This is a genomic window from Gordonia oryzae, from assembly GCF_003797185.1.
Classification (GTDB): domain Bacteria; phylum Actinomycetota; class Actinomycetes; order Mycobacteriales; family Mycobacteriaceae; genus Gordonia; species Gordonia oryzae.
On the sequence record NZ_RKMH01000005.1, the window covers coordinates 261968 to 285620 of the forward strand.

Annotated in this window: 24 protein-coding genes; 16 read left to right on the forward strand and 8 right to left on the reverse strand. The window is 67.0% G+C overall.

Annotated elements, in window-relative coordinates:
- Positions 1-52 precede the first annotated feature (52 nt).
- Complete coding sequence (locus EF294_RS08580) at positions 53-496, forward strand: universal stress protein (protein WP_123928195.1); 444 nt, start codon at positions 53-55, stop codon at positions 494-496.
- An 89-nt stretch (positions 497-585) separates the two neighbouring features.
- Here EF294_RS08580 and EF294_RS08585 read toward each other — a convergent pair whose 3' ends face one another.
- The 4 genes from EF294_RS08585 to EF294_RS08600 all read right to left on the reverse strand — a co-directional run bounded on the left by EF294_RS08585 (position 586) and on the right by EF294_RS08600 (position 5094).
- A complete protein-coding gene (locus EF294_RS08585; protein WP_123928198.1) occupies positions 586-2937 on the reverse strand; it encodes a HelD family protein in 2352 nt (783 codons plus the stop codon).
- On the reverse strand, positions 2934-3341 hold the full coding sequence (locus tag EF294_RS08590) for a hypothetical protein (RefSeq protein WP_123928201.1): 408 nt from the start codon (positions 3339-3341) through the stop codon (positions 2934-2936). The genes EF294_RS08585 and EF294_RS08590 overlap by 4 nt, the downstream gene beginning before the upstream one ends.
- Before the next feature lie 131 nt (positions 3342-3472).
- A complete protein-coding gene (locus EF294_RS08595) occupies positions 3473-4261 on the reverse strand; it encodes a DoxX family protein (protein WP_123928204.1) in 789 nt (262 codons plus the stop codon).
- 146 nt (positions 4262-4407) lie between these two features.
- Positions 4408-5094, reverse strand: a complete 687-nt coding sequence (locus EF294_RS08600; protein ID WP_123928207.1) for an MBL fold metallo-hydrolase — start codon at positions 5092-5094, stop codon at positions 4408-4410.
- A gap of 173 nt (positions 5095-5267) precedes the next feature.
- On the opposite strand from EF294_RS08600, the gene uvrA reads away from it, so the two are divergent.
- Positions 5268-8147, forward strand: coding sequence for an excinuclease ABC subunit UvrA (gene uvrA / locus EF294_RS08605; RefSeq protein WP_123928210.1), 2880 nt, complete (start codon positions 5268-5270; stop codon positions 8145-8147).
- A gap of 138 nt (positions 8148-8285) precedes the next feature.
- Here the strand turns inward: uvrA and EF294_RS08610 are convergent, their stop codons facing one another.
- Both EF294_RS08610 and EF294_RS08615 read right to left on the reverse strand, forming a co-directional pair.
- Positions 8286-8642, reverse strand: a complete 357-nt coding sequence (locus EF294_RS08610) for a nuclear transport factor 2 family protein (RefSeq protein WP_246007758.1) — start codon at positions 8640-8642, stop codon at positions 8286-8288.
- A gap of 37 nt (positions 8643-8679) precedes the next feature.
- Positions 8680-9009 (reverse strand): PspA/IM30 family protein, encoded by a 330-nt coding sequence (locus EF294_RS08615; RefSeq protein ID WP_123928213.1) that lies wholly within the window; start codon positions 9007-9009, stop codon positions 8680-8682.
- Between the two features lie 115 nt (positions 9010-9124).
- On the opposite strand from EF294_RS08615, the gene EF294_RS08620 reads away from it, so the two are divergent.
- Entirely contained in the window at positions 9125-9925 is an 801-nt protein-coding gene (locus EF294_RS08620; protein ID WP_123928215.1) for a carbon-nitrogen hydrolase family protein, read from the forward strand.
- Here the strand turns inward: EF294_RS08620 and EF294_RS08625 are convergent.
- The gene (locus EF294_RS08625) at positions 9858-10481 is read right to left on the reverse strand and encodes a LysE family transporter (RefSeq protein WP_123928219.1); all 624 of its coding nucleotides are present in this window, start codon (positions 10479-10481) and stop codon (positions 9858-9860) included. The two genes, EF294_RS08620 and EF294_RS08625, sit on opposite strands and share 68 nt — an antisense overlap.
- A 68-nt stretch (positions 10482-10549) precedes the next feature.
- On the opposite strand from EF294_RS08625, the gene EF294_RS08630 reads away from it, so the two are divergent.
- Positions 10550-10789: an Lrp/AsnC family transcriptional regulator gene (locus tag EF294_RS08630; RefSeq protein WP_246007759.1), complete on the forward strand. Its 240-nt coding sequence runs from the start codon at positions 10550-10552 to the stop codon at positions 10787-10789.
- A 55-nt stretch (positions 10790-10844) separates the two neighbouring features.
- Here the strand turns inward: EF294_RS08630 and EF294_RS08635 are convergent, their stop codons facing one another.
- Positions 10845-11282: a DUF1844 domain-containing protein gene (locus EF294_RS08635; protein WP_123928222.1), complete on the reverse strand. Its 438-nt coding sequence runs from the start codon at positions 11280-11282 to the stop codon at positions 10845-10847.
- 243 nt (positions 11283-11525) lie between these two features.
- On the opposite strand from EF294_RS08635, the gene infC reads away from it, so the two are divergent.
- The 12 genes from infC to EF294_RS08695 all read left to right on the forward strand — a co-directional run bounded on the left by infC (position 11526) and on the right by EF294_RS08695 (position 23588).
- Positions 11526-12173: a translation initiation factor IF-3 gene (infC, locus tag EF294_RS08640; protein WP_123928225.1), complete on the forward strand. Its 648-nt coding sequence runs from the start codon at positions 11526-11528 to the stop codon at positions 12171-12173.
- Positions 12174-12283: 110 nt separating this feature from the next.
- Positions 12284-12478, forward strand: coding sequence for a 50S ribosomal protein L35 (gene rpmI, locus EF294_RS08645; protein ID WP_006371199.1), 195 nt, complete (start codon positions 12284-12286; stop codon positions 12476-12478).
- A 33-nt stretch (positions 12479-12511) separates the two neighbouring features.
- Positions 12512-12892 carry a 50S ribosomal protein L20 gene (gene rplT / locus EF294_RS08650; RefSeq protein ID WP_006371198.1) on the forward strand — a complete coding sequence of 127 codons (381 nt, stop codon included), beginning with the start codon at positions 12512-12514 and terminating at the stop codon, positions 12890-12892.
- Between the two features lie 44 nt (positions 12893-12936).
- A complete protein-coding gene (locus tag EF294_RS08655; protein ID WP_123928228.1) occupies positions 12937-13752 on the forward strand; it encodes a TrmH family RNA methyltransferase in 816 nt (271 codons plus the stop codon).
- Positions 13753-13955: 203 nt separating this feature from the next.
- Positions 13956-15032, forward strand: coding sequence for a phenylalanine--tRNA ligase subunit alpha (gene pheS, locus EF294_RS08660; RefSeq protein ID WP_123928230.1), 1077 nt, complete (start codon positions 13956-13958; stop codon positions 15030-15032).
- A gap of 44 nt (positions 15033-15076) precedes the next feature.
- Positions 15077-17548, forward strand: coding sequence for a phenylalanine--tRNA ligase subunit beta (gene pheT / locus EF294_RS08665; RefSeq protein WP_123928233.1), 2472 nt, complete (start codon positions 15077-15079; stop codon positions 17546-17548).
- 87 nt (positions 17549-17635) lie between these two features.
- Positions 17636-18673, forward strand: coding sequence for an N-acetyl-gamma-glutamyl-phosphate reductase (argC, locus tag EF294_RS08670; RefSeq protein ID WP_123928236.1), 1038 nt, complete (start codon positions 17636-17638; stop codon positions 18671-18673).
- Entirely contained in the window at positions 18670-19929 is a 1260-nt protein-coding gene (gene argJ, locus EF294_RS08675) for a bifunctional glutamate N-acetyltransferase/amino-acid acetyltransferase ArgJ (RefSeq protein ID WP_123928239.1), read from the forward strand. The genes argC and argJ overlap by 4 nt, the downstream gene beginning before the upstream one ends.
- Positions 19926-20927, forward strand: coding sequence for an acetylglutamate kinase (gene argB / locus EF294_RS08680; RefSeq protein ID WP_123928242.1), 1002 nt, complete (start codon positions 19926-19928; stop codon positions 20925-20927). The genes argJ and argB overlap by 4 nt, the downstream gene beginning before the upstream one ends.
- On the forward strand, positions 20924-22159 hold the full coding sequence (locus tag EF294_RS08685) for an acetylornithine transaminase (RefSeq protein ID WP_123928245.1): 1236 nt from the start codon (positions 20924-20926) through the stop codon (positions 22157-22159). Before argB ends, EF294_RS08685 begins: the two co-directional genes overlap by 4 nt.
- A complete protein-coding gene (argF, locus tag EF294_RS08690; RefSeq protein WP_123928248.1) occupies positions 22156-23079 on the forward strand; it encodes an ornithine carbamoyltransferase in 924 nt (307 codons plus the stop codon). The genes EF294_RS08685 and argF overlap by 4 nt, the downstream gene beginning before the upstream one ends.
- On the forward strand, positions 23076-23588 hold the full coding sequence (locus tag EF294_RS08695) for an arginine repressor (RefSeq protein WP_123928251.1): 513 nt from the start codon (positions 23076-23078) through the stop codon (positions 23586-23588). Before argF ends, EF294_RS08695 begins: the two co-directional genes overlap by 4 nt.
- Positions 23589-23653 lie beyond the last annotated feature (65 nt).

Consider the following 23653-nt stretch of genomic DNA (forward strand, 5'->3'; position numbering starts at 1 on the left):
GGGGATGGTTGCGCCCGCGAAGTGCGGGGCCGAACACGTAGTGGAGGTACGAATGAGCGCATATACCACAGTGGTCGTCGGGACCGATGGCTCGGAGTCATCGATGGCGGCGGTCGATCGCGCCGGTGAGATTGCCGGAGAGTCGGCAAAACTGGTGATCGCATGCGCATATTTCCCCAACGACCGTTCCGCCGGTGAGGTGGCCGACGTGCTGAAGGACGAGGCCTACCAGGTCACCGGCTCCTCGCCGACCGAGGAGATCCTGCGTCGGGCCAAGGAACGCGCGACCAAGGCGGGGGCCACCCAGATCGTGCAGCGCGCGGTCAAGGGCGCACCGGTCGACGCGCTGCTGCAGCTCGTTACCGACGTCCAGGCCGATCTCCTGGTCGTCGGAAACCGAGGTCTCAACTCGATCGCCGGCCGCCTGCTCGGTTCGGTGCCCGCCGACGCCGCACGCAAGTCCACCTCGGACGTCTTGATCGTCCACACCACCTAAAGGGATCATCTCGCCACAGCCGACAGGGCGCCCCGCTCAGCGGGGCGCCCTGTCGGCTCAGATGGTGTGGCGGTTGTTCGTATCCGAGCTCAGGCCGTCGGCATATCTGCGAGCTCCGCGGGCAGGTCCCGGCTGTGAATGACGATCAGCCGCTGCGTGCTTCGCGTCAGCGCGACATACAGGTCGCTGAAGCCCCGGGGTGACTGATCGATGAGCTCGGCCGGCTCGACGACGATGGTGGTGTCGAACTCCAGTCCCTTGCACGTGGTGACCGTATGTAGCCGTGGCCGCGGATTGGCCACCTGCCCGGACGCATCGGTGTCGGTCCCCGGTGCCTCGGTGACCTTGTCGTGTGCTTCGCCGATATTCGCCAGCGCCTGGGCGATCATCGGATGTATCGCATCGGGCACGACGATCCCGGTCAGACCGGTCAGCTCAAGCGCGGTGGCCGCTTCGAGGATGGTGGCGGCCAGGCGACTCGGCTCGGCGCGGATGGCCACGGGCTCGATTCCGTTCTTGCGCAACGATGTTGGGGCGGTGGCCCCCGGATCGACCCGTCTCAGCACGCGTGCCGCATAGGTCATGATCTCGGCGGGGGTGCGATAATTGACGGTCAGTTCCCGCAGCTGCCATCGGTTGGCGACATACGGCGTGAGTACCTCACTCCACGAGGTGGTGCCGGCCAAGTCCCCGGTCTGAGCGGTGTCGCCGATGATCGTCATCCACCGATTGGGTATGCGACGCATCACCATTCGCCACGCCATCGCGGAGAGTTCCTGCGCTTCGTCGACGATCACATGGCCGAAAGTCCAGGTCCGGTCCCCGTACGCGCGTTCCGCGGTGGTCGCGCGACTGGTCTGGGTCTGACGTGCGGCGAGCTGTTCGGCATCGATCAGGTCATAGGCCATAAGGATCTCGGGGTCCAGCTCGTCCTCGAGATCCTGTGGCGCAGAACCGGTGAGGATATCCAGGGCGTCCTGGGCCTCGGCGAGCTGACGGCGCCACTGCTCCTTCTCCCGTGCCTGGGCCTCGGCCGTGCCGTACCCGATGAGTTCGGCGAGTTCATCGAGCAACGGGACGTCGGCGGGAGTGAGATCGGACGCGTCCTCGGCGGGACTTCGATGCAGGGCGGCACGATCTTCATCGCTCCACCCGGGTGTGCATTTGCGCAGGGCGGCTTTGTCGGCGAGGAGTTCTCGCAGAACGTCCTGCGGGGTCAGGGTCGGCCAGAAGTCGAGCAGTGTCGCCCGGATGTCGGTGTCACGGGACATGTCGGCGTGGATGTCTGCGATGTCGGAGGAACTGAGCATCTGGGAGCCGTCGAGCAGGCTCGAGCCGATCGCCGCGGCGTGGCGTGCCGCCAGAGCGTGGAGCGCGGAGCGCAAGAACACCGATTGCGCCTGGTTGTGGGCGCGTCGGGAGGACCGTGCCTTCCCGCGGGCGGCCTTGATCAGCTCGCTGTCGATCTCGACCGCGTAGCCCTCGAAGTTGACCGGAATCGCAGTGCGCGGCAAGGATTCCCGGGCACGTACCGCCCGCTTGAGGACGTCGAGCATCGCGAGTCTGCCCTTGACCTCACGAGTTGCCCGCGGCTCATCGGCGCGGGCATGGACGTCGGGGAACAACTCGCCGATGGTCGCGAGTAACACGCCCGACTCACCCAGCGACGGCAGCACCTGGCCGATGTAGTCCAAGAAGTCGCTGTTCGGCCCGATGATGAGAATGCCGCTCCGCGAGAGGATCTCACGATGGGTGTAGAGCAGATACGCCGCGCGGTGCAGAGCCACGGCTGTCTTGCCGGTACCCGGGCCACCCTGGATCACGGTCACGCCGCGATGCGTGGAACGAATGATGAGATCCTGCTCGCGCTGGATCGTCTCGACGATGTCGGTCATTTCGCCGGTGCGTGCGGTGTTCAGCGCGGCGACGAGTGCCGACTCGTTGACGACATCACCATGACCGACGTCCTCGGCGGACGCGTCGTCGGCCGTCAGGAGTTCGTCGTTGACCACTTGTACCGAGCGATGTCGGGTGCGGATGTGCCGGCGCCGGGCGACCTCCTCTGGCGCGGCGGGCGTGGCGAGATAGAACGCCCGTGACAGCGGTGCCCGCCAGTCGAGGAGCAGCGTGGTGTCGGCGTCATCGTCGTCGAGAATCCCGATCCGGCCGATCCGGCGGGTCTCGCCATCTAACATATCGAGTCTGCCGAAATACAGATTATGTTCGGCGGCATCGAATTTGGTCAGTTCATCGACGTACATCCGCTCGTAGGACTCGCGTTCGGACTGCGCCTGCGGGGTCCCGCCGGACTCGCGCAGGGTTGCTGCGAGGCGTTTGCCGGTGGTGGCGCGCATGCGGTCGAGCCGTGCGTAGACCAGATCGAGGTGTGTCTGCTCCTCGTCGGTTCGGGGGTCGTCGGTGCGTGCGGGTGACGAACTCATCGGGCCTCCGCAACCTCGGTGAGACCGGCGTCCTGGAGAACACCCGCCGCGCGGACGGATTCGATGAGCCGGGTCGCGCGGTCGGTGGCCGCCAGCCGATCGAGGCGCAGGGAAAGGGACGTCGAGCTCACGGTCATTCGATGGTAGTCGGGTTCGGTGGAGTCAAGTGCCGCGAGGTGTGCCTGCTCGAGCCATGCGGCGGTGGTCGCCAGTCGGGCGCCTGGTCGGCGATAGGGGGCCGCGTGGACGTACCCGTGCCGGGTGACGTGCGCAGAATGGGTGACGTCGAGGTCGGCCATCCACACCCGCACGACTCTGTCGAAGAGGATGGGAGTGTCGGGTCCTGCATCGACGAATTTGCGGCGCAGCGCTTGTGGCGTGGTGGTGGAACCGACGGCCTCCACGAAGGTGGCCGCTCCCGACGTCGTCGGAGGATATACCGGCGACGTTGGGACGGCGAACTCGTCGCACCACGGGTAGGGACGAGGATCGAGGCTCCTCGTGACGGGGTGTGATCGATGCCGGGTCGGCAGGGTCAGGACACGGCCTTTCGCCAGCGGCGACGGCCGGCCTCCGCCTTGTCCTGTGCGGTCGCGGCGAGAGACTTGGCTGTATCCGCCACCTTCGGTGCGCGGTCACCGATGAGCTCGGCGACCTCGGCGGAACGGTCGCCGATCTTCTCGGCCCATTCGGTGGAGCGTTGGCGTGCGGCTTCGGCGAGTTCGGGGGCGCGGTCGCGCAGCAGTTCGGCGGCCTCCTCGGACTTCTCCCCGAGGGCCGACGCACCCTCATGAGTGCGTTCGACGATCGAATCCCACGCCGACGAGCCGGCCTTCGCGCCGACCGGCAGAGCCGCGGTGACCGCGGCGGTCGCGGCACTGGCCTTGCGCTTTCCGCGCCACGCGAGCGAGGGCTTGCCCTCGGTGTCGGCTGCGGCGATCAGCAATCCACCGGCGAGGCTGACGTTCTTGAGAAACTGGGTGCGCTGCAGGTTGCGCTTGGCCGGATCGGTCTCCTGCCAAAAGGGATGGCCGGCAAAGGTGGTCGGCACTAGCGACCCGGCCAGACCGAGTGCTGCGATTCGCGGGAACTTGCCCGTCGCGAGCAACAATCCACCGCCGACCTGCACGGCGCCGTTGATCCGCACCAGCAATTCGGGGTCGTGGGGTACAGCGGCGGAAACGTTCTCGGGCAGGGCATTCAAGGAACTCTCGATGAAATCACCCGCCATCTCGGCGCGGCCGGTCGGCTTGCGCAACGCGTCGGCACCCGACGCGATGAACACGGTGGCGAGCATGGGACGGGCGATACGGCGAAGAATCATCAGTGACACTGCCCTTCGTTCGGTCTGCGTGCGGAGCCGGACGCCCGACGGTGGCCGACCCGGGTTCTCGAATCAGCTCGGTCGTTATGGCGCCTCATCGAGGCTACCCGTCGTGGGCAGGGCACCGGGGATTGCGGGAGGAACGGTCACCAGCCCCTCTCGCGCCACTCGGGCAGCGCAGGCCGCTCGGTGCCCACCGTGGTGTCCTTACCGTGTCCGGGATAGACGACGGTGGAATCGGGGAAGCGATCGAACACCTTGGTGGAGACGTCGTCGAGGAGGGTGTCGAAATCACCCGGTTGCCAGGTCTTCCCGATACCTCCCGGGAACAGGCAATCACCGGTGAACAGATGCACCACGCCGTCGGCGGGATCGGTGAGGGCGAGCGCGATGGAGCCGGGGGTGTGGCCGACGAGATGGATCGCCGTGAACGTGAGGTCACCGACGGTGAGTTGGTCACCATCGTCGACCAGCGTGTCCGGTCGGACCGGAAGTTCCTCGGCGTCGAGGCGTCCGGCGGCGGTTGGTGCACCGGTCGCGGCGGCGACCTGCTCGAGCGCCTGCCAGTGGTCGAAGTGTTGGTGGGTGGTGACGATCTGGGTGGGGGAGCCGCCGAGTTCGCCCAGGACGGCGAGGATGTCGTCGCCGTCGTTGGCGGCATCGATGATCAGCTGCTCACCCGAGGATTTCGAGGTGATGATGTAGCTGTTGTTGTCCATCGGGCCGACGGACATCTTGGTGATGGTCGCGTGGGATAGCGTGCGGCGCTGAGGGCCACTCTCGGACAGGTCGCCGGTGTAGTCGTCGGAGATCGCCAGATCGTTCGAGGTCATAACACCCAACCCTAGACATTCGGGAGCCCCGCGTATCGTGGATCCCTGGCGTGCCGGGAAGCCTGTCCGGTGCGTACAACCCACTCTCCCGGAATTTGTCGGTGGCTCCCGCTACGGTCATGCGCGCGGGGCGCCCTGCGCCCGGACATTCGAGTTCTTGAGATAGGAATGCAGTGGTTGATCGCCTGATCGTCCGCGGAGCCCGTGAACACAACCTGCGCGGAATCGACGTGGACCTGCCGCGTGACAGTCTGATTGTCTTCACCGGTCTGTCCGGGTCGGGGAAGTCCTCGCTGGCCTTCGACACGATCTTCGCCGAGGGCCAGCGCCGCTACGTCGAGTCGCTCTCGGCGTACGCGCGTCAGTTCCTCGGCCAGATGGACAAACCCGACGTCGACTTCATCGAGGGCTTGTCCCCGGCGGTCTCCATCGATCAAAAGTCGACCAACCGCAATCCGCGGTCGACGGTCGGCACGATCACCGAGGTGTACGACTACCTGCGACTGCTCTACGCGCGCGCCGGTAAGGCACACTGCCCGGTGTGTGGCGCGGAGATCGCCAAACAGACACCGCAGCAGATCGTCGACCAGGTCCTCGAGATGGGGGAGGGCACCCGGTTCCAGGTGTTGGCGCCGGTCGTCCGCACCCGCAAGGGCGAGTTCGTCGACCTGTTTGCCGACCTCCAGACGCAGGGCTTCTCCCGTGCGCGGATCGACGGCAAGGTCCATCCGTTGGCGGAGCCGCCGAAACTCAAGAAGCAGGAGAAGCACGACATCGAGGTCGTCGTGGACCGCCTGGTGGTCAAGAGCAGTGCCAAGCAACGATTGACCGACTCCGTGGAGACGGCGCTGCGCCTGGCCGACGGCATCGTGGTGCTCGACTTCGTCGACCTCGACGCCGACGATCCGCACCGCGAGCGACGCTTCTCCGAGCGGATGGCCTGCCCGAATGGGCACCCCATCGCGATCGACGATCTCGAACCCCGATCGTTCTCGTTCAACTCCCCGTACGGAGCATGTCCCGAGTGTGATGGGCTCGGTGTCCGCAAGGAGATCGACGAGGATCTCGTCGTGCCCGACCCGGACCTCGCATTGTCGGAGGGCGCGATCGCGCCGTGGTCGTCGGGACACAATGCAGACTACTTCCTGCGACTGATGGGCGGCCTGGCCGACCAGATGGGTTTCGACGTCGACACCCCGTGGAAGAAGCTGCCCGCCAAGGCGCGCAACGCGCTGCTCAACGGCAGTGATCATCAGGTTCACGTCAAGTTCCGCAACCGTTACGGCCGCACCCGCTCGTACTACACCGAGTTCGAGGGCGTGATGGCCTTCCTCAGCCGGCGGATGGATCAGACCGAGTCCGAGCAGATGAAGGAGCGTTACGAGGGGTACATGCGCGACGTGCCGTGCCCCGCGTGTGGTGGGGCCCGCCTGCGACCGGAGATCCTGTCGGTGACCCTCGACCATCCGACCGACGGGCCCCGATCGATCGCGCAGGTCTGCGAACTCTCGATCTCCGAATGTGCGACGTACCTCGACGGTCTGTCCCTCGACGCGCGGCAGAAGGCGATCGCCGGCCGTGTTCTCAAAGAAGTGCAGGCTCGTATCCGGTTCCTGCTCGACGTGGGCCTGGAGTACCTGTCGCTCGAACGCACGGCCGGGTCGTTGTCCGGCGGCGAAGCACAACGCATCCGCCTGGCCACCCAGATCGGTGCAGGGCTCGCGGGCGTGCTCTACGTCCTCGACGAGCCATCGATCGGGCTGCACCAACGGGACAACCGACGGCTCATCGATACACTGACCCGGTTGCGCGATCTCGGCAACACGCTGATCGTCGTCGAACACGACGAAGACACCATCCGCGCGGCCGACTGGATCGTCGACATCGGCCCCCGGGCTGGCGAACACGGTGGTGAGGTCGTGCACTCGGGCAGCTACAAGGAACTGCTCAAGAACCGAAAGTCGTTGACGGGCAACTATCTTGCCGGCCGCGACACCCTTCCGGTGCCGGCGATCCGACGGCCGATCACCAAGAACCGGCACATCACGGTGGTCGGGGCGCGCGAACACAATCTGCGGGGCATCGATGTGACGTTCCCGCTCGGTGTGCTGAGCGCCGTGACGGGAGTGTCCGGGTCGGGGAAGTCGACCCTCGTCAACGACATCCTCGCCACGGTCCTGGCCAACAAGCTCAACGGCGCCCGACAGGTCCCGGGCCGGCACACGCGGGTCAACGGGTTGGGAAACCTCGATAAGCTCGTTCAGGTGGACCAGTCGCCGATCGGACGCACCCCGCGATCCAACCCGGCAACCTACACCGGCGTCTTCGACAAGATCCGAACCCTGTTCGCAGCCACCACTGAGGCCAAGGTGCGCGGTTATCAGCCGGGTCGGTTTTCGTTCAACGTCAAGGGCGGCCGGTGCGAGGCGTGCACCGGTGAGGGCACGATCAAGATCGAGATGAACTTCCTCCCGGATGTCTACGTGCCATGCGAGGTGTGCCACGGGGCGCGGTACAACCGCGAAACACTTGAGGTCCACTACAAGGGCAAGACCATCTCGGAGGTCCTCGACATGCCGATCGAGGAGGCTGCCGAGTTCTTCGAGCCGGTGACCTCCATTCACCGATACCTCAAGACGCTGGTTGAGGTGGGGCTCGGTTACGTCCGACTCGGGCAGCCGGCGCCGACCCTGTCCGGCGGCGAGGCGCAACGTGTAAAACTGGCCGCCGAACTCCAGAAACGGTCGTCGGGACGCACCGTCTACATCCTCGACGAGCCGACCACCGGCCTGCACTTCGAGGACATCAAGAAATTGCTCGCGGTGATCAACGGATTGGTCGACAAGGGCAACACCGTGATCGTCATCGAGCACAACCTCGACGTGATCAAGACCGCGGACTGGGTGATCGACATGGGGCCCGAGGGTGGAACCGGGGGCGGAATGGTTGTCGCGGAGGGCACTCCGGAGGAGATCGCCGACATCCCCGAAAGCCACACCGGCAAGTTCCTCGCTGAGATCCTCCACGACGAACGGGTCGCCTCGGCCGGCTGACGGCGCCCGTCAGTTAGCCGACAGCGCTCACCTACCCGCCGACGGCGCCCGTCAGTTCGCCGACGGCGCTCGCCGACCCGCCGACGGCGCTCGCCGACCCGCCGACGGCGCTCACCGACCCGCCGACGGCGCTGGCGGTCAGACGTTGTTGTCGAAGGCCTTCATCGAACTCCGATCCGGCCAGGTCAACTCCCACAGGCGGTGGATGCGTCGACCTCGGGATGTTGCGACGAACATCACTTCGATGTCAGCGGCAGTTTTGTCGGGACGTTTTCGTCGTGATCCAGAGACGCCCGGCAAGGTGATCGGAGTCGTCGACCCATCCTCGTCGTCGTAGCGCCCAGCGTAGGTGATGGGCGTCGAACAGACGTGGGCATGGCCGGCGTGGAAGGCGTCGTAGTCCTGCGTCTGGCCATTGGCGACGAGGATGAAATCTCGGTCGTAGTACTTGTCCACCATCGAGATGTTCTTGGCCTCCACCATTCGCGTGAACATCTCTCGCATCACCGCGTGGAGCGGAGGTGTGATCGCGTCACCCACCCATCGACTTCCGGATCTCCTCAAGTCGTCTCTTCGCGGCCTCATCGCGCTTGCGCATCATCTCGTCCACCTGCTGACCTTCGGGGGTCCCTTCGGCCAGCTCTTGTGACCCGATCGCCGTCGCGATCCGATTCTCGATCTTGTCGCGCACGAAATCGAATGCGGGAACGCCGGATTCGGTGTAGTCGGGGTCTGGGATCGACGGCGTGCCGCCGAACTGTCCGGGCGTCGTGGGAGGTACGACCACCTCGGCGTCGATGATCTCGTCGTCGGGTCCACCGTGCCCGTTGGGGGAGGATGCCGACTCGCCAGATTCCGTCATGACTTCCACCCTATGCGTGCCCGGGGGACGCCTGTATGCGCTTGCCGAGCGGTGACGAACGAACCGGCACCGGCGACGGTGTGCGGACAGGCGCCGAACGCCTCACACTGAGAAGATGGCGGTTGACGGCTCGGTTCTGCGCGTCGCGGTGGCGCAGCCGGGAGACGGTTCGTCGTCACTGAGGGACAGTGCGCGTCGTCACGCCGGCTTGATCCGGCGTACAGGCGCCGACCTGATCGTTTTTCCCGAACTGTCTCTGACCGGGTATCACCTCGACGCACGCGATGTTGCCGTCGACGCGACCGAACTCGGGGTGATCGCCGCCGCGTGCCACGAAAGTGGGTGCACGGCGCTGATCGGCGCGCCGATCAGCGAGAACGGGCAGCGATATATTGCTTTCCTTCGCATCGATGCGACGACGACATCGGTGGTGTATCGGAAGTGCTTCCTCGGAGCGGACGAGCGTCCGCACTTCGCGGCCGGGCCGGGGCCTTGTGCCATCGCGGTGCAGGGATGGCAGGTCGGGCTCGGTATCTGCCGCGACACCGGGGTGGCAGCGCACGTCGCCGACACGGCCGCGATCGGCATCGATCTGTACGCGTGTGGCGTCGTCCACCATCGGTGGGAGTTGGACGAACAACGGCGCCGCGCGGCTCGGATTGCCGAGGCGTGTCGGTCGCCGGTGGCGATGGCGAGTGCTGCCGGCAGAACGGGCGGCGGCTACGACCTGCCGGCCGCACATTCGGCGATTGTCACTTCCGCAGGGAAGGTCGCGGCCGATGCCGGCACCGCCGTGGATGCGGTGGTGGCATGCGACCTCCGGCTGCGCCGGGCTCTTGGCCCCGCGATCATGGGTGAGCCATACCCGCCACGGCCAACACAGCGCCCAGGACACCGACGACGACATACCCCATGATCGTCAGGCCACGCCGGAGTCGAGAACCCACTCTGGATCCGAGTAGCGCACCTACGGTCACCAGTCCGGACTGCCAACTCAGCGAGGCCGCGATGACCCCGACGACAAATGCGATCCGCGCCACGTGAGGCAGCGGACCGATGGAGACCGCCACTGCAGAGAAGTAGACGAAGGTCGCCGGGTTGATCGCGGTCAAGCCGAAGAACACCAGGAATCGGCGGCCGGTTCGGATCCGCCGATTCGGCAACGCCGTCGTCGCTGTCGGGGATCGACGTCGGATGCCCACCACCGCGATGACGATGAGAACCACTCCGCCGAGCACCTCGGGGAGCGCACCGAGTCGGCGGACCTCCGGTGCCACGATGTTTCCGACGACGACCGACGCGAGCGCGTAGAGACCGTCCACCGAGGCGACCCCGACAGCCGCAGGCAGTCCGTGGCGAATGCCCGCGCTGACACCTTCGTGGATCAACAGAATCCCGATCGCCCCGAGCGGCATCGCCACGCCGAGCCCGGCCAGAAGACCCATACCCATCGCACTCGCCACCTCGCTCATGCCGTTGACCCTGAGGCGCCGGACGGACGCAGAGGAGAGATTGAGCAGCGGAGTGCACAATTTTCTGTATGGACGACATCGACAGACAGATTCTCGGCATTCTTGCCACCGATGGCCGAGCATCGTTCAGTCACATCGGTCGAGTCGTGGGCCTGAGTACCAACGCTGCGGCTTCCCGCGTCAGGCGACTCGAAGGTGACGGCGTGATCCTCGGGTATCGAGCGGTGCTCGCCGATGCCGCCGATGTCGACGTCCCGGTCACCTCGATCGAGGCCTTCATCGACATCCGACTGACGAGTGCGGTGTGAGTCGGCGTAACCGGTTGGGGTCGGTGGCGCACGATGAGCCGAACGCGACGCGGTCTCAGCGCCGGCGGTCGCGCACCGGTCCGGTGTACTTCTCGCCCGGTCCTTCGCCGGGCTCGTCCGGGTATGCGCTCGCCTCGCGGAATGCGAGCTGCAGCTGCTTGAGTCCGTCGCGGATGGGTGCGGCGTGGATGCCGAGGTCGGCGCGTGAAGCGTCGACCAGTCCGGCGAGTGCGTGGATGAGCCGCCGGGCCTCGTCGAGGTCCACGTCGGACTCCGCAGCGCCCTCGGCGAGTCCCAGTTTCTCCGCCGACGCGCTCATGAGCATCACGATGGCCTTGGTGATGACTTCGATCGCCGGAATGTCAGCCAGGTCGCGGATGTTGTCAGCGGCGGCAATGGAAGCGTTCGACTCGGTCGGTCCGTTACCTCTCGTCCCGTCGGCAGCCCCGTCACCTGCGGCATCGGCGGAGGGCGAATAGGTGTTTCCGGTCATGACTGCTAGACTTCCATAGCACGACCGCCCCGGTTCGCCGGGGTTGCAAGTGGAGTCAGGCTCCCACCGCTACGACGCGCCATTAGCGCAGTTGTACGGTCCGGTCCCCAAGGCCCAGGTCAGCCGCATGGCTGCGTGGGTGGGATACGCCGAGCGTATTCGCGTGGACCGGTCGGCGTTGGAGCCCTGCCGATGATCTCTCGAAGATCATCGCCGGGGCTTTTTTGCTGAGGCCTTCTCCTCCTGCGCCCGACTCATCGCGGCGGCCGACCTGTTCGGAATTATCAAGGAGGCCCCATCAGCACTGAGACCCGCATCAACGAGCGCATCCGCGTACCGGAGGTCCGACTCGTCGGACCGAATTCGGAGCAGGTGGGCATCGTGCGTGTTGAAGATGCGCTCCGCCTGGCCTACGAGGCCGATCTGGATCTGGTCGAGGTCGCACCCGACGCCCGCCCGCCGGTGTGCAAGATCATGGACTACGGCAAGTTCAAATACGAAGCCGCCCAGAAGCAGCGCGAGGCGCGTCGTAACCAGCAGATGACCGTCATCAAGGAGCAGAAGCTCCGCCCGAAGATCGACGACCACGATTACGAGACCAAGAAGGGTCACGTCATCCGGTTCTTGAAGGACGGGTCCAAGGTGAAGGTCACCATCATGTTCCGTGGACGCGAGCAGTCGCGACCCGAGCTCGGATTCCGGCTCCTGCAGCGTCTGGGCAACGACGTTGCCGAGTACGGGTTCATCGAGACCTCGGCCAAGCAGGACGGACGGAACATGACGATGGTCCTCGCCCCGCACAAGGGAGCGAAGACCCGCGTCAAGGCGCAACAGCAGTCGCAACGCCCGCCACGGCAGGCCGACGACGACAGCGCCGACGCCACGAGCTAGTCGACACCGGCGTCGACTGCCCCGGCGTCGGCGTACGGACAGACCATCGCGAACCCAGCGCGCCCGCCGGAGCGGGCGCTGCTGGAGTTCGCCGTAACGAAGGAAGACACATGCCGAAGAGCAAGACCCACAAGGGCACCGCGAAGCGCTTCAAGGTGACCGGCAGCGGCAAGATCGTGCGCCAGAAGGCCAACCGTCGCCACCTGCTGGAGCACAAGCCCTCCCGTCGTACCCGTCGTCTCGACGGCACGACCGTTGTGAGCGAGAACGACGCACCGCGCATCAAGCGCCTGCTCAACCGCTGACGCCCTGACCACCACCGAGAAGAGGATTGACAAATGGCACGCGTGAAAAGGGCTGTCAACGCCCAGAAGAAGCGTCGGACGACCCTGGAGGCCTCCAAGGGATACCGCGGTCAGCGTTCGCGCCTGTACCGCAAGGCCAAGGAGCAGCAGCTCCACTCGCTGACCTACGCCTACCGGGACCGTCGCGCCCGCAAGGGTGAGTTCCGCAAGCTGTGGATTGCGCGCATCAACGCCGCGGCTCGCGCCAACGACATCACCTACAACCGCTTCATCCAGGGACTCAAGGCCGCGGGTGTCGAGGTCGACCGCAAGGTGCTCGCCGACATCGCCGTCACCGACCCGGAGGCATTCACCGGTCTCGTCGAGGTCGCGCGTAAGGCGCTGCCCGCCGACGTCAACGCGCCGGCTGCCTGATCGCCACGTAGTTCGAGTTGGTTCAGACCGACAACACACGACCCGTGACGGACGTTCTCTCTGAACGCTCGTCGCGGGTCGTGTCGTTGGCGAAGCTGCATCGCACTGCCGCACGCCGCACCGAGAAGCGGTTTCTCGTCGAGGGCGCCAACGCCGTCTACGCCGCGCTGGCGACCGACCGCGCCCGTTCGGTGCTGGTCCGAGACGACGCCGAACAACGCTTCGGTGAGCTTCTTGATCGGGCGCGAGCACATCGGGTGCCGGTGCACCGACTGTCCGACCGTGCCGCGGCCAAACTGGCCGAGACCACCACGGCGCCGGGGGTGTTCGCCGAATGTGATCTCCTCACCGTCGATCTGGACGAGGTCCTCGCCGGATCACCCCGGCTGCTCGCCGTCGCGGTCGAGCCTCGTGAGCCCGGCAACGTCGGCACCCTGATCCGATGTGCCGACGCGATGGGCGCCGATGCGGTCGTCCTGCTCGGTGACGCCGTCGACCCGCACAACGGGAAGGCGGTCCGCGCGAGCGCGGGAAGTGTGTTTCACATCCCGGTGGTGCGCGAATCGGACACGACAGCCGCGCTGAGCGCACTACGCGCCGGCGGCATCCTCACCCTGGCCACCGCGGCCGACGGTGAACTGAGTCTCGACGACGCCGACGACGTGTTCACCGGCCAGGTTGCGTGGCTGTTCGGCAACGAGGCCCACGGATTGCCCGACACCCTGCTCGCCGACGCCGACCACCGCATCGCCATTCCGATTCACGGTGAAGCCGAAAGCCTCAATCTTGCTGCGGCCAGCGCGATCTGCCTTTATGCGGCGGCTCGCATCCAGCGTCGTCGGTCGGCGTCGTCGGACTGAGACCGCGCTTCGGCGCCCGGTCGAGTCCGACCGTGTTTCCGATATTCCCGAGCAGGGGGTCGGGCGCACGGTGGACGCGGCGACCTGTGCCGGTGCGTCCACAGCGGGTCGACTAGTCTGGGATCTCGATGTCCGCCGTCGCGCATGTGTGATTCGCCAGACGTGACAATCCGGACGTGACAACACCGAGGAGATCACCACCCGTGGCCAGCTCAGCCGACCGCCCCGCCGACAAGGGTTCCGAGGACCTGCGGTTCCCGGAACCATCGGAACTCGACGCCGCCGCGTCCGCCGCGGTGTCGGCGTTCGAGGCGGCGGACGATCTTGATGCGCTTGCGCTCGCGAAGACCGCGCACCTCGGTGACCGGTCACCGATCGCACTGGCCCGGCGCGCGCTCGGCAGCCTGCCGAAGGATGAGCGGTCAGCTGCGGGCAAGTCCGTCAACGAGGTTCGCGGTCGGGTGGCGGCCGCTTTGGACGCGCGGACCGCCCAGCTCGAGGCCCAGCGAGACGCGGCCGTCCTGGTCGCCGAGTCGGTTGACGTGACCCTGCCCAGTCGACGACGACCCCTCGGAGCGCGTCACCCGATCACGGTCATCTCCGAGCAGGTCGCCGATGTCTTCGTCGCGATGGGCTGGGAGATCGCCGAAGGGCCGGAGGTCGAGACCGAGCACCATAACTTCGACGCCCTGAACTTCCTGCCCGACCACCCCGCGCGCTCGATGCAGGACACGTTCTACATCGCACCCGAGGGGTCGCGACAGGTGCTGCGCACTCACACCTCGCCGGTCCAGGTGCGGTCGATGCTCACCCGCGACGTCCCGATCTACGTCGCATGTCCGGGGCGCACCTTCCGGACCGACGAGCTCGACGCCACCCACACGCCGGTGTTCCACCAGATCGAGGGTCTCGCCGTCGACAAGGGTCTGACGCTGGCCAATCTGCGTGGCACCCTCGAGGTCTTTGCTCGGGCACTGTTCGGCCCGGAGACAACGACGCGTATGAGAGCGAGCTACTTCCCGTTCACCGAACCGTCCGCCGAGGTCGACGTATGGTTCCCCGCCAAGAAGGGCGGCCCGGGATGGGTGGAGTGGGGAGGGTGCGGGATGGTGAACCCGAATGTGTTGCGCGCCAGCGGAATCGATCCCGATGTCTACTCAGGATTCGCGTTCGGGATGGGCCTGGAACGTACCTTGCAGTTCCGCAATGACATCTCCGATATGCGCGACATGGTCGAAGGTGACGTCCGCTTCTCCCTGCCGTTCGGCCCTGCGATCTGAGCTCGCCGCCCGACACCGCAAACGATCGAAAGTAGCTGATTGACGTGCGTGCCCCACAGTCCTGGTACACCGAGGTGTTGCGAGCCGGCGACCCGACCTGGTCGGCGACCGCTGAGGAGATCGACGCGGCATTCGTGCGTGTCGGTTTCGAGATCGAGGACATCGACGTCTTCCCGACGATCACCGGCCCCCTGGTCATCGGCCGGGTGGAGACGATCGAGGAACTGACCGAATTCAAAAAGCCCATCCGCTTCTGCACCGTCGCGGTCGGTGAAGCCGAGCCTCGTGGAATCGTGTGCGGTGCACGCAACTTCGCCGAGGGTGACCTCATCGTGGCGGCATTGCCCGGTGCCGTGTTGCCGGGTCCGTTCGAGATCGCCTCGCGCAAGACCTATGGGCGCATCTCCGACGGAATGATCTGCTCGGTCTCCGAATTGGGGATCGGCACCGACCACAGCGGCATCCTCGTACTCGCACCGGATACCGCCGAGCCGGGTGCTGATGCGCGTGCAGTCCTCGGACTCGACGACACCGCCATCGACGTCAACGTCACCCCCGACCGTGGCTACGCCTTCTCCGTCCGCGGGCTCGGACGTGAACTCGCAAGCAGTTTTTCGGTGCCCTTCATCGATCCGGGCCTGCCCGGTGAGGCGCTCGTCGCCGGCGGTGATCCGTGGCCGGTGGCCATCGAACCGGGGTCCGCCGCCACCCGCTACACCGCGCGCCTGATCACCGGGGTCGATGCGGCCGCCGTCTCGCCGTGGTGGATGCAGAAGCGCCTGATGGTGGCCGGGGTGCGGCCGATCTCGGCGATCGTCGATGTCACCAATTACGTGATGCTCGAACTTGGTCAGCCGTTGCACGCGTTCGACGCCGACAAGCTCACCGGAACTGTCACCGTGCGCACCGCGGCGGCGGGGGAGAAGCTCACCACCCTCGACGGCGTGGTGCGCACACTCGATCCAGAGGACGTCGTGATCGCCGACGACAGTGGTCCGATCGCCCTGGCCGGGTTGATGGGCGGCGCCGACACCGAGGTCGGGTCGGGGACCACCCGGGTTCTGCTGGAGTCGGCCACCTTCGATCCGGTTCGGGTGTTCCGGACCGGTAAGCGCCACAAGCTGACCTCGGAGGCCACCAAACGGTTCGAGCGTACCGTCGACCCCGAGATCACCGCGGTCGCCTCGGATCGTGGTTCGACGCTCATCGTGCAACTCGCCGGCGGTGCGATCGCCTCCCCGCTGTCGGACCTTCGCGTACATGTCGATGCACCGCAGCCGATGTCGATCGCCGCCGACGAACCCGACCGCACCGCCGGGGTGACCTATGCACCCGGAACCACCGCGGCCCGACTCGCCGAGGTTGGCTGCACAGTCACCGGCACCGACCCGCTCGAGGTGATCCCCCCGTCGTGGCGGCCCGATCTGCGTCAGCGCGCCGACCTCGTCGAGGAGGTGTTGCGGCTCGAGGGTCTCGAGGACATCCCGGCAGTCCCGCCCACCGCGCCCGCGGGGACCGGTCTGACCCCCGCCCAGCGCCGGCGCCGCGGCATCGGGCGGACACTCGCGCTCGACGGTTTCGTCGAGGTGCTGCCGTACCCGTTCATGCCGGCCGGCATCTTCGACCAGTGGGATCTCCCGGCCGACGACGAGCGACGACGCACGGTGAAGGTGCTCAATCCGTTGGAGTCCGATCGGCCGGAACTCAACACGACCCTGTTGCCCGGTCTGCTGGAAATGGCTGCGCGCAACATCTCTCGTGGTCAGCGTGACCTCTCGTTGTTCACCGTGGGGCAGGTCGTGATCGCCGGAGACAACGTCGTTCCGGTCGGGGCAGTCGATGTGACCCGGCGCCCGACCGACAAGCAGATCGCCGCACTCGATGCCTCGCTGCCGCACCAGCCGCTGCACGTGGCCGCGGTCCTGACGGGGCTGCGTGACCCGGCGGGCCCGTGGGGCCAGGGCCGCGCGGCGGATCATCTCGACGCCTTCGAGGCGGCTCGCACGATCGGCCGCGCCGCCGGCGTGACGGTGGAGTTGTCGGCCGACGATCATCGACCCTGGCATCCCGGCCGCTGCGCTCGAGTGACCGTGAACGGGACGACCGTCGGATACGCAGGTGAACTACATCCCGCGGTCCTCGAACGCGCCGGGCTCCCCAAACGGCTGTGTGCGGTGGAGATCGACATCGATGCGCTGCCGCTGACAGCGAACCTGCCGGCGCCGAGTATCAGTGTGTTCCCGGCCGTATTGCAGGATGTCGCGGTGGTGGTCGGCGAGGCGGTGCCCGCAGCCGAGGTCGAGAAGGCGTTGCGCGACGGTGCCGGGGATCTCCTCGAGGCGATCGAGCTGTTCGACGTCTTCACCGGCGCCCAGGTCGGCGACGGACACAAGTCGCTGACCTTTGCGCTGCGCTTCCGCGCGGCGGACCGTACGCTCACCGAGGACGAGGCGAGCAACGCCAAACTTGCGGCGGTGGAAACCGCGAGCGAACGACTCGGGGCGCGCTTGCGCTGATCGCGTGAGGGCCACGTCTGCGCGCGGTCGCGGTGAGGCCACCAGGGGCGGTGTGAATTGATTTGCACCGCCATGCATAATGATTGCATGACGATCAAGGTGGCGGTCGCCGGTGCGAGCGGCTACGCGGGCGGTGAGATCCTGCGACTTCTGTGCGGTCACCCCCGACTGCGTTCGGGTGAGCTGGAGATCGGCGCGCTGACCGCGGGTGGCAACGCCGGCAGCACGCTCGGCACCCTTCATCCCCATCTGCTCCCGCTGGGCGACCGCGTGCTGCAGGAGTCGACGCCGGAGATCCTCGCAGGCCACGACGTGGTCTTCCTCGGCCTGCCGCACGGGACGTCGGCAGCCATCGCGGATGCCCTTCCGCCCACGACGCTCATCATCGACTGCGGTGCCGACTTCCGGTTGCGCGACAGTGCCGACTGGACTGCGTATTACGGGGGACAACACGCGGGCACCTGGCCGTACGGCATGCCCGAGCTGCCGGGTAACCGCGAAGTCCTCTCCGGTGCCAGTCGTATCGCGGTTCCGGGCTGCTACCCGACGGTCTCGATCCTGTCGCTGCTGCCGGCGGTCGCCGCGGGGCTGATCGAGCCGGCGGTCACCGTGGTCGCCGTCAGCGGGACCTCCGGTGCGGGGCGCACGCCCAAGGTCGACCTGCTGGCCGCCGAGGTGATCGGGTCGGCACGGGCCTACGGCGTCGGCGGTGTGCACCGGCACACACCGGAGATCGCGCAGGCACTCTCGGCTGCCGCCGACATGCCGGTGACCGTGTCCTTCACCCCTGTTCTGGTCCCGATGTCGCGGGGCATCCTGGCCACCTGCACCGCCCGTACCTCGGCGACTTCTGACGATGTGCGCGCGGTGTATGAAAAGGCTTATGCGGAGGAACCTTTCGTGCACCTGCTGCCGGCCGGTGCCCTGCCGACGACCGGTTCGGTGATCGGATCCAATGCGGTGCAGCTGGCGGTGACCGTCGACGAGCGCGCAGGTACTCTCGTCGCGGTCGGCGCGATCGACAACCTCACCAAGGGCACCGGTGGTGCTGCGGTGCAGTCGATGAATCTCGCGCTGGGCTGGGACGAGACCGAGGGTTTGAGTACCGTGGGGGTGGCACCGTGACCACATCGGATGATCGGATCGACGCCGACGATCGCATCGCCGGCGGTGCGCCGCTGGACGCACCGCGGTTGGTGCGGGAGCAGGGCGTCAGCGCCCCGCTCGGTTTCCGGGCTGCCGGTATCGCGGCCGGTATCAAGGCATCCGGCAAGGAGGATCTTGCACTGGTCTTCAACGAGGGCCCCGACTACGCCGCAGCCGGTGTGTTCACCCGCAACCAGGTCAAGGCAGCGCCGGTGCTGTGGTCGCAGCAGGTACTCACCACGGGCCGACTGCGTGCGGTGATACTCAACTCCGGAGGTGCCAATGCGTGCACCGGGCCGGGCGGATTCCAGGATACCCACGCCACCGCGGAGGCTGTTGCGGAGGCACTGAGCAACTGGGGCACCGAGACCGGTGCGGTCGAGGTCGCCGTCTGCTCCACCGGGTTGATCGGCGACCGCCTGCCGATGGACAAGGTGTTCGCCGGCGTCACCGAGATCGTCCACGAGATGGGGGGAGGCCTGTCCGGGGGAACCGACGCGGCCTACGCCATCATGACCACCGACACCGTGCCCAAACAGGTTGCGCTGCACCACCCCCAGGGATGGAACGTCGGCGGCATGGGCAAGGGCGCGGGAATGCTCGCCCCGTCACTGGCCACCATGCTGTGCGTGCTGACCACCGACGCTCGCGCGTCCGCCGAGCAACTCGACACCGCCCTGCGGCGGGCCACGGCGCTGACCTTCGATCGACTCGACGTTGACGGTGCCACCTCGACCAACGACACCGTGCTGTTACTCAGTTCCGGGGCCAGCCAGATCCCGGTCGATCAAGCAGACCTCGACGCCGCCGTGCTGGCGGTGTGCGACGACCTGGCCGCACAGCTGATGGCCGACGCCGAGGGCGTCACCAAACGCGTCACCATCACCGTCGCCGGTGCGCGTACCGAGGACGACGCGATCACCATCGCACGGACCGTGGCGCGTGACTCGCTGGTGAAGACCGCCCTGTTCGGCTCCGATCCCAACTGGGGTCGCGTGCTCGCCGCAGTGGGGATCGCGCCGGTGACCATCGATCCCGACCGGATCTCGGTGTCGTTCAACGGCAACGCCGTCTGCATCGACGGTGCCGGCGCACCCGGCGCTCGTGAGGTGGACCTGTCCGGCACCGACATCGCGGTGCGCATCGAGCTGGGACTCGGAGAGTCGTCCGGTTCCATCCGCACCACCGACCTGTCGCATGCCTACGTCGAAGAGAACTCGGCCTACTCGTCATGAGCCCCGACGCAGTGAATCCCGGGGCCGAGAATGCCCGGGGCACCGATCGCAGGGACGTCGGCCTCGACAAGGCGCAGGTACTCGCCGAGGCGCTACCGGCGATGCAGGCACTCGCCGGTGCGACCGTGGTGGTCAAGTACGGCGGCAACGCCATGGTCGACGACGAGCTCAAGCGTGCGTTCGCCGCGGACATGGTCTTCCTGCGTGCCTGCGGAATGCACCCGATCGTCGTGCACGGCGGCGGTCCGCAGATCTCGGCGATGCTGCAGCGGCTGGGGTTGTCGGGGGAGTTTCGCGGCGGGTTCCGCGTCACCACCCCCGAGGTAATGGACGTCGCCCGGATGGTGTTGTTCGGTCAGGTCGGGCGAGAACTGGTGGGACTCATCAACTCCCACGGTCCGTACGCCGTCGGCCTGACCGGTGAGGATGCGCACCTGTTTACCGCAACACGCCGGACCGTGATGGTCGACGGCGTGGCCACCGACATCGGACTGGTGGGTGACATCACGTCGGTGAACACCTCTGCGGTGCTCGATCTCGTTGCGGCCGGACGTATCCCGGTGGTCTCGACGATCGCCCCGGACCGTGACGGCGTCGTGCACAACATCAATGCCGATACCGCCGCCGGCGCGCTCGCCGAAGCGCTCGGTGCGTCGCGGCTGGTGATGCTGACCGACGTCGAGGGGCTGTACACCGACTGGCCCGATCGGGGGTCGTTGGTGTCGCGGATCGACGTCGAGCAGGTCGCGACGCTGTTGCCGCGCCTCGATTCCGGCATGGTGCCCAAGATGGAGGCGTGCCTGCGGGCGGTGACCGGCGGAGTCGACGCGGCGCACGTGATCGACGGCCGTGTGCCGCACGCGGTGCTCGCCGAGCTGCTGACATCGAGTTCGGCGGGCACCACCGTCGTGCCGTACCGAACCGGCGCCGGTTCGGTCACCGAACCGGCATCCCGAGCTCACCCCGACACTCCTGATCCGAAGGCCACGACCTCATGACCACTCCCTGGCAGCAGCGGTGGACGACCGCGCTGATGAACAACTACGGCACCCCCGCCCTCACCCTCGAGCGTGGCGCCGGCGCGCACGTGTGGGATGCCGACGGCAACCGCTACCTCGACCTCCTCGGCGGAATCGCCGTGAACGCGCTCGGACACGCCCATCCCGCGATCATCGACGCGGTCGCGAACCAGCTCGGAACCCTCGGGCACGTATCGAACCTCTACATCAACGAGCGCGTCGTCGAACTGGCCGAACGGCTGCTCGACAAGTTCGGGCAGCCCGGTCGGGTGTTCTTCTGCAATTCCGGAACCGAGGCCAACGAGGCGGCGTTCAAACTCGCCCGGCGTACCGGTCGACCGCAGATCATCGCTGCCGACAAAGCATTTCACGGTCGAACGATGGGTGCGCTGGCCATGACCGGACAGCCCGCCAAGCGCGCGCCCTTCGAGCCCATGCCTGGCGGTGTCGACTTCGTGCCCTATGGCGATGTGGCGGCGCTCGAGTCGGCGGTGTCGGAACGAACGGCTGCGGTCATTCTCGAACCGATCCTGGGCGAGTCCGGTGTGGTGGTGCCGCCGGCGGACTACCTCGCGCATGCCCGGCGGATCACGTCCGAGCATGGCGCGTTGCTGATCCTCGACGAGGTGCAGACGGGAATCGCACGCACCGGAACGTTTTTCGCCCACCAAGCGGTGGGCGTCGTCCCGGATGTGATGACCCTGGCCAAGGGGCTCGGGGGTGGTCTGCCGATCGGTGCGTGTCTCGCCACCGGCGACGCCGCCGACCTGTTCACGCCCGGTCAGCACGGCACCACCTTCGGGGGGAATCCAGTCAGCGCCGCGGCGGCACTCGCGGTGCTGCGGGTGATCGACGACGAGGGGTTGCTCGACCATGTCGCCGCGGTCGGTAAGGCGATCGCCACCGGCGTCGAGGATCTCGGGCATCCGTTGATCGACCACGTCCGTGGGTCCGGTCTGCTACTCGGGATCGCACTCACCGCGCCGATCGCCGCGCGGGTTGAGAGCGCCGCGCGTGGCGGCGGCTTTCTCATCAATGCACCGGCGGTCGACGTCGTGCGCCTCGCGCCGCCGCTGATTCTCACTGAGGAGCAGGGTCGCGAGTTCGTCTCGGCCTTACCGGGTTTCCTCGATGCCGCAGCTCACGATGCCGCAGCTCACGATGCCGCAGCGCACGATGCCGCAGCTCACGATGCGAAGGAGAAGGCATGACCCGCCACTTCCTCCGGGACGACGACCTGACACCCGACGAGCAGGCCGAGGTCCTCGCGCTCGCCGCGGAGGTCAAGCGCGACCCGTACGCACGTCGGCCGTTGGAGGGCCCGCGCGGGGTCGGTGTGATCTTCGACAAGAACTCGACGCGCACCAGGTTCTCGTTCGAGATGGGCATCGCCCAACTCGGCGGACACGCCGTCGTCGTCGACGGTCGGACCACCCAACTCGGTCGTGACGAATCGCTCGCCGACACCGGCCGGGTGCTGTCGCGCTTCGTCGACGCGATCGTCTGGCGGACCTTCGGTCAGGATCGTCTCGACGAGATGGCCTCGACCGCAACAATTCCCGTGATCAACGCGTTGTCCGACAGCTTCCATCCGTGCCAGGTCCTCGCCGACCTGCAGACGATCATCGAACACAAGGGAGCCGCCGCGGGACTGCGGATGACCTATCTCGGCGATGGTGCGAACAACATGGCGCATTCGCTCGCGCTCGGCGGCGTGACCGCCGGGATGCATGTGACGATCAGTGCGCCGGAGGGCTTTTCGCCGGACCCCACGGTGATCGCTGACACCGAGAAACGTGCGCAGCTGACCGGCGGGTCGGTCCAGGTGATCGAGGATCCGGTGCACGCGGTCGCCGGCGCCGACGTGCTGGTCACCGACACCTGGGTCTCGATGGGGCAGGAGGACGACGGAAGAGACCGCAAGGCCCCGTTCCGGCCGTACCAGATCAACGCCGACCTGCTGGCCCAGGCGGCATCGGATGCCGTTGTGCTGCACTGCCTGCCCGCTCATCGCGGCGACGAGATCACCGACGAGGTGATCGACGGTCCGGCGAGTGTGGTGTTCGATGAGGCCGAGAACCGGCTCCACGCACAGAAGGCGCTGCTGATCTGGTTGCTGGAGCACCGATGACGGCGTCGAGCAGACCCGAACATCCCGAGACGCGGCTGGCCTCCACCAGGGCCGGCCGCCACGCACTGATCGTCGACATCCTCGCCAAGAACCAGGTACGCAGCCAGTCGGAGTTGCAGCATCTGCTCTCCGCCCGCGGCATCGACGCCACCCAGGCCACCATCTCCCGCGATCTCGACGAACTCGGCGCGGTGAAACTGCGTGCCGCCGACGGCGGCGTCGGCGTCTATGTGGTGCCCGAGGACGGGTCGCCGGTACGCGGGGTGTTCGGCGGGACCGATCGGCTCTCCCGGTTGCTGTCGGAACTGCTCGTCTCCACCGACGCCAGCGGCAACCTCGCGGTGTTGCGGACACCGCCGGGAGCGGCTCACTATCTCGCGAGCGCGATCGATCGGGCGAGCCTGCCCGACGTGGTCGGCACCATCGCCGGCGACGACACCATCTTCGTCTGCGCCCGTGATCCGGTCGACGGCGCGGAAATGGCCCGACGAATCGAGGGTCTCGTGTGACAACTGCACGTCGCAGGGGACCCGACAACCAGCCCTGATCACCGCGAGTCCGCTTCGGCGGACCC

What these genes read in the sequence shown, in the direction of transcription:
- EF294_RS08580 (WP_123928195.1), top strand. Translation starts at nt 53, where the DNA reads ATGAGCGCATATACCACAGTGGTCGTCGGGACCGATGGCTCGGAGTCA.
- EF294_RS08585 (WP_123928198.1), bottom strand. Translation starts at nt 2,937, where the DNA reads ATGAGTTCGTCACCCGCACGCACCGACGACCCCCGAACCGACGAGGAG.
- EF294_RS08595 (WP_123928204.1), bottom strand. Translation starts at nt 4,261, where the DNA reads ATGATTCTTCGCCGTATCGCCCGTCCCATGCTCGCCACCGTGTTCATC.
- EF294_RS08600 (WP_123928207.1), bottom strand. Translation starts at nt 5,094, where the DNA reads ATGACCTCGAACGATCTGGCGATCTCCGACGACTACACCGGCGACCTG.
- EF294_RS08610 (WP_246007758.1), bottom strand. Translation starts at nt 8,642, where the DNA reads ATGTTCACGCGAATGGTGGAGGCCAAGAACATCTCGATGGTGGACAAG.
- EF294_RS08615 (WP_123928213.1), bottom strand. Translation starts at nt 9,009, where the DNA reads ATGACGGAATCTGGCGAGTCGGCATCCTCCCCCAACGGGCACGGTGGA.
- EF294_RS08620 (WP_123928215.1), top strand. Translation starts at nt 9,125, where the DNA reads ATGGCGGTTGACGGCTCGGTTCTGCGCGTCGCGGTGGCGCAGCCGGGA.
- EF294_RS08625 (WP_123928219.1), bottom strand. Translation starts at nt 10,481, where the DNA reads ATGAGCGAGGTGGCGAGTGCGATGGGTATGGGTCTTCTGGCCGGGCTC.
- EF294_RS08630 (WP_246007759.1), top strand. Translation starts at nt 10,550, where the DNA reads ATGGACGACATCGACAGACAGATTCTCGGCATTCTTGCCACCGATGGC.
- EF294_RS08635 (WP_123928222.1), bottom strand. Translation starts at nt 11,282, where the DNA reads ATGACCGGAAACACCTATTCGCCCTCCGCCGATGCCGCAGGTGACGGG.
- rpmI (WP_006371199.1), top strand. Translation starts at nt 12,284, where the DNA reads ATGCCGAAGAGCAAGACCCACAAGGGCACCGCGAAGCGCTTCAAGGTG.
- rplT (WP_006371198.1), top strand. Translation starts at nt 12,512, where the DNA reads ATGGCACGCGTGAAAAGGGCTGTCAACGCCCAGAAGAAGCGTCGGACG.
- argC (WP_123928236.1), top strand. Translation starts at nt 17,636, where the DNA reads ATGACGATCAAGGTGGCGGTCGCCGGTGCGAGCGGCTACGCGGGCGGT.
- argB (WP_123928242.1), top strand. Translation starts at nt 19,926, where the DNA reads ATGAGCCCCGACGCAGTGAATCCCGGGGCCGAGAATGCCCGGGGCACC.
- EF294_RS08685 (WP_123928245.1), top strand. Translation starts at nt 20,924, where the DNA reads ATGACCACTCCCTGGCAGCAGCGGTGGACGACCGCGCTGATGAACAAC.
- argF (WP_123928248.1), top strand. Translation starts at nt 22,156, where the DNA reads ATGACCCGCCACTTCCTCCGGGACGACGACCTGACACCCGACGAGCAG.
- EF294_RS08695 (WP_123928251.1), top strand. Translation starts at nt 23,076, where the DNA reads ATGACGGCGTCGAGCAGACCCGAACATCCCGAGACGCGGCTGGCCTCC.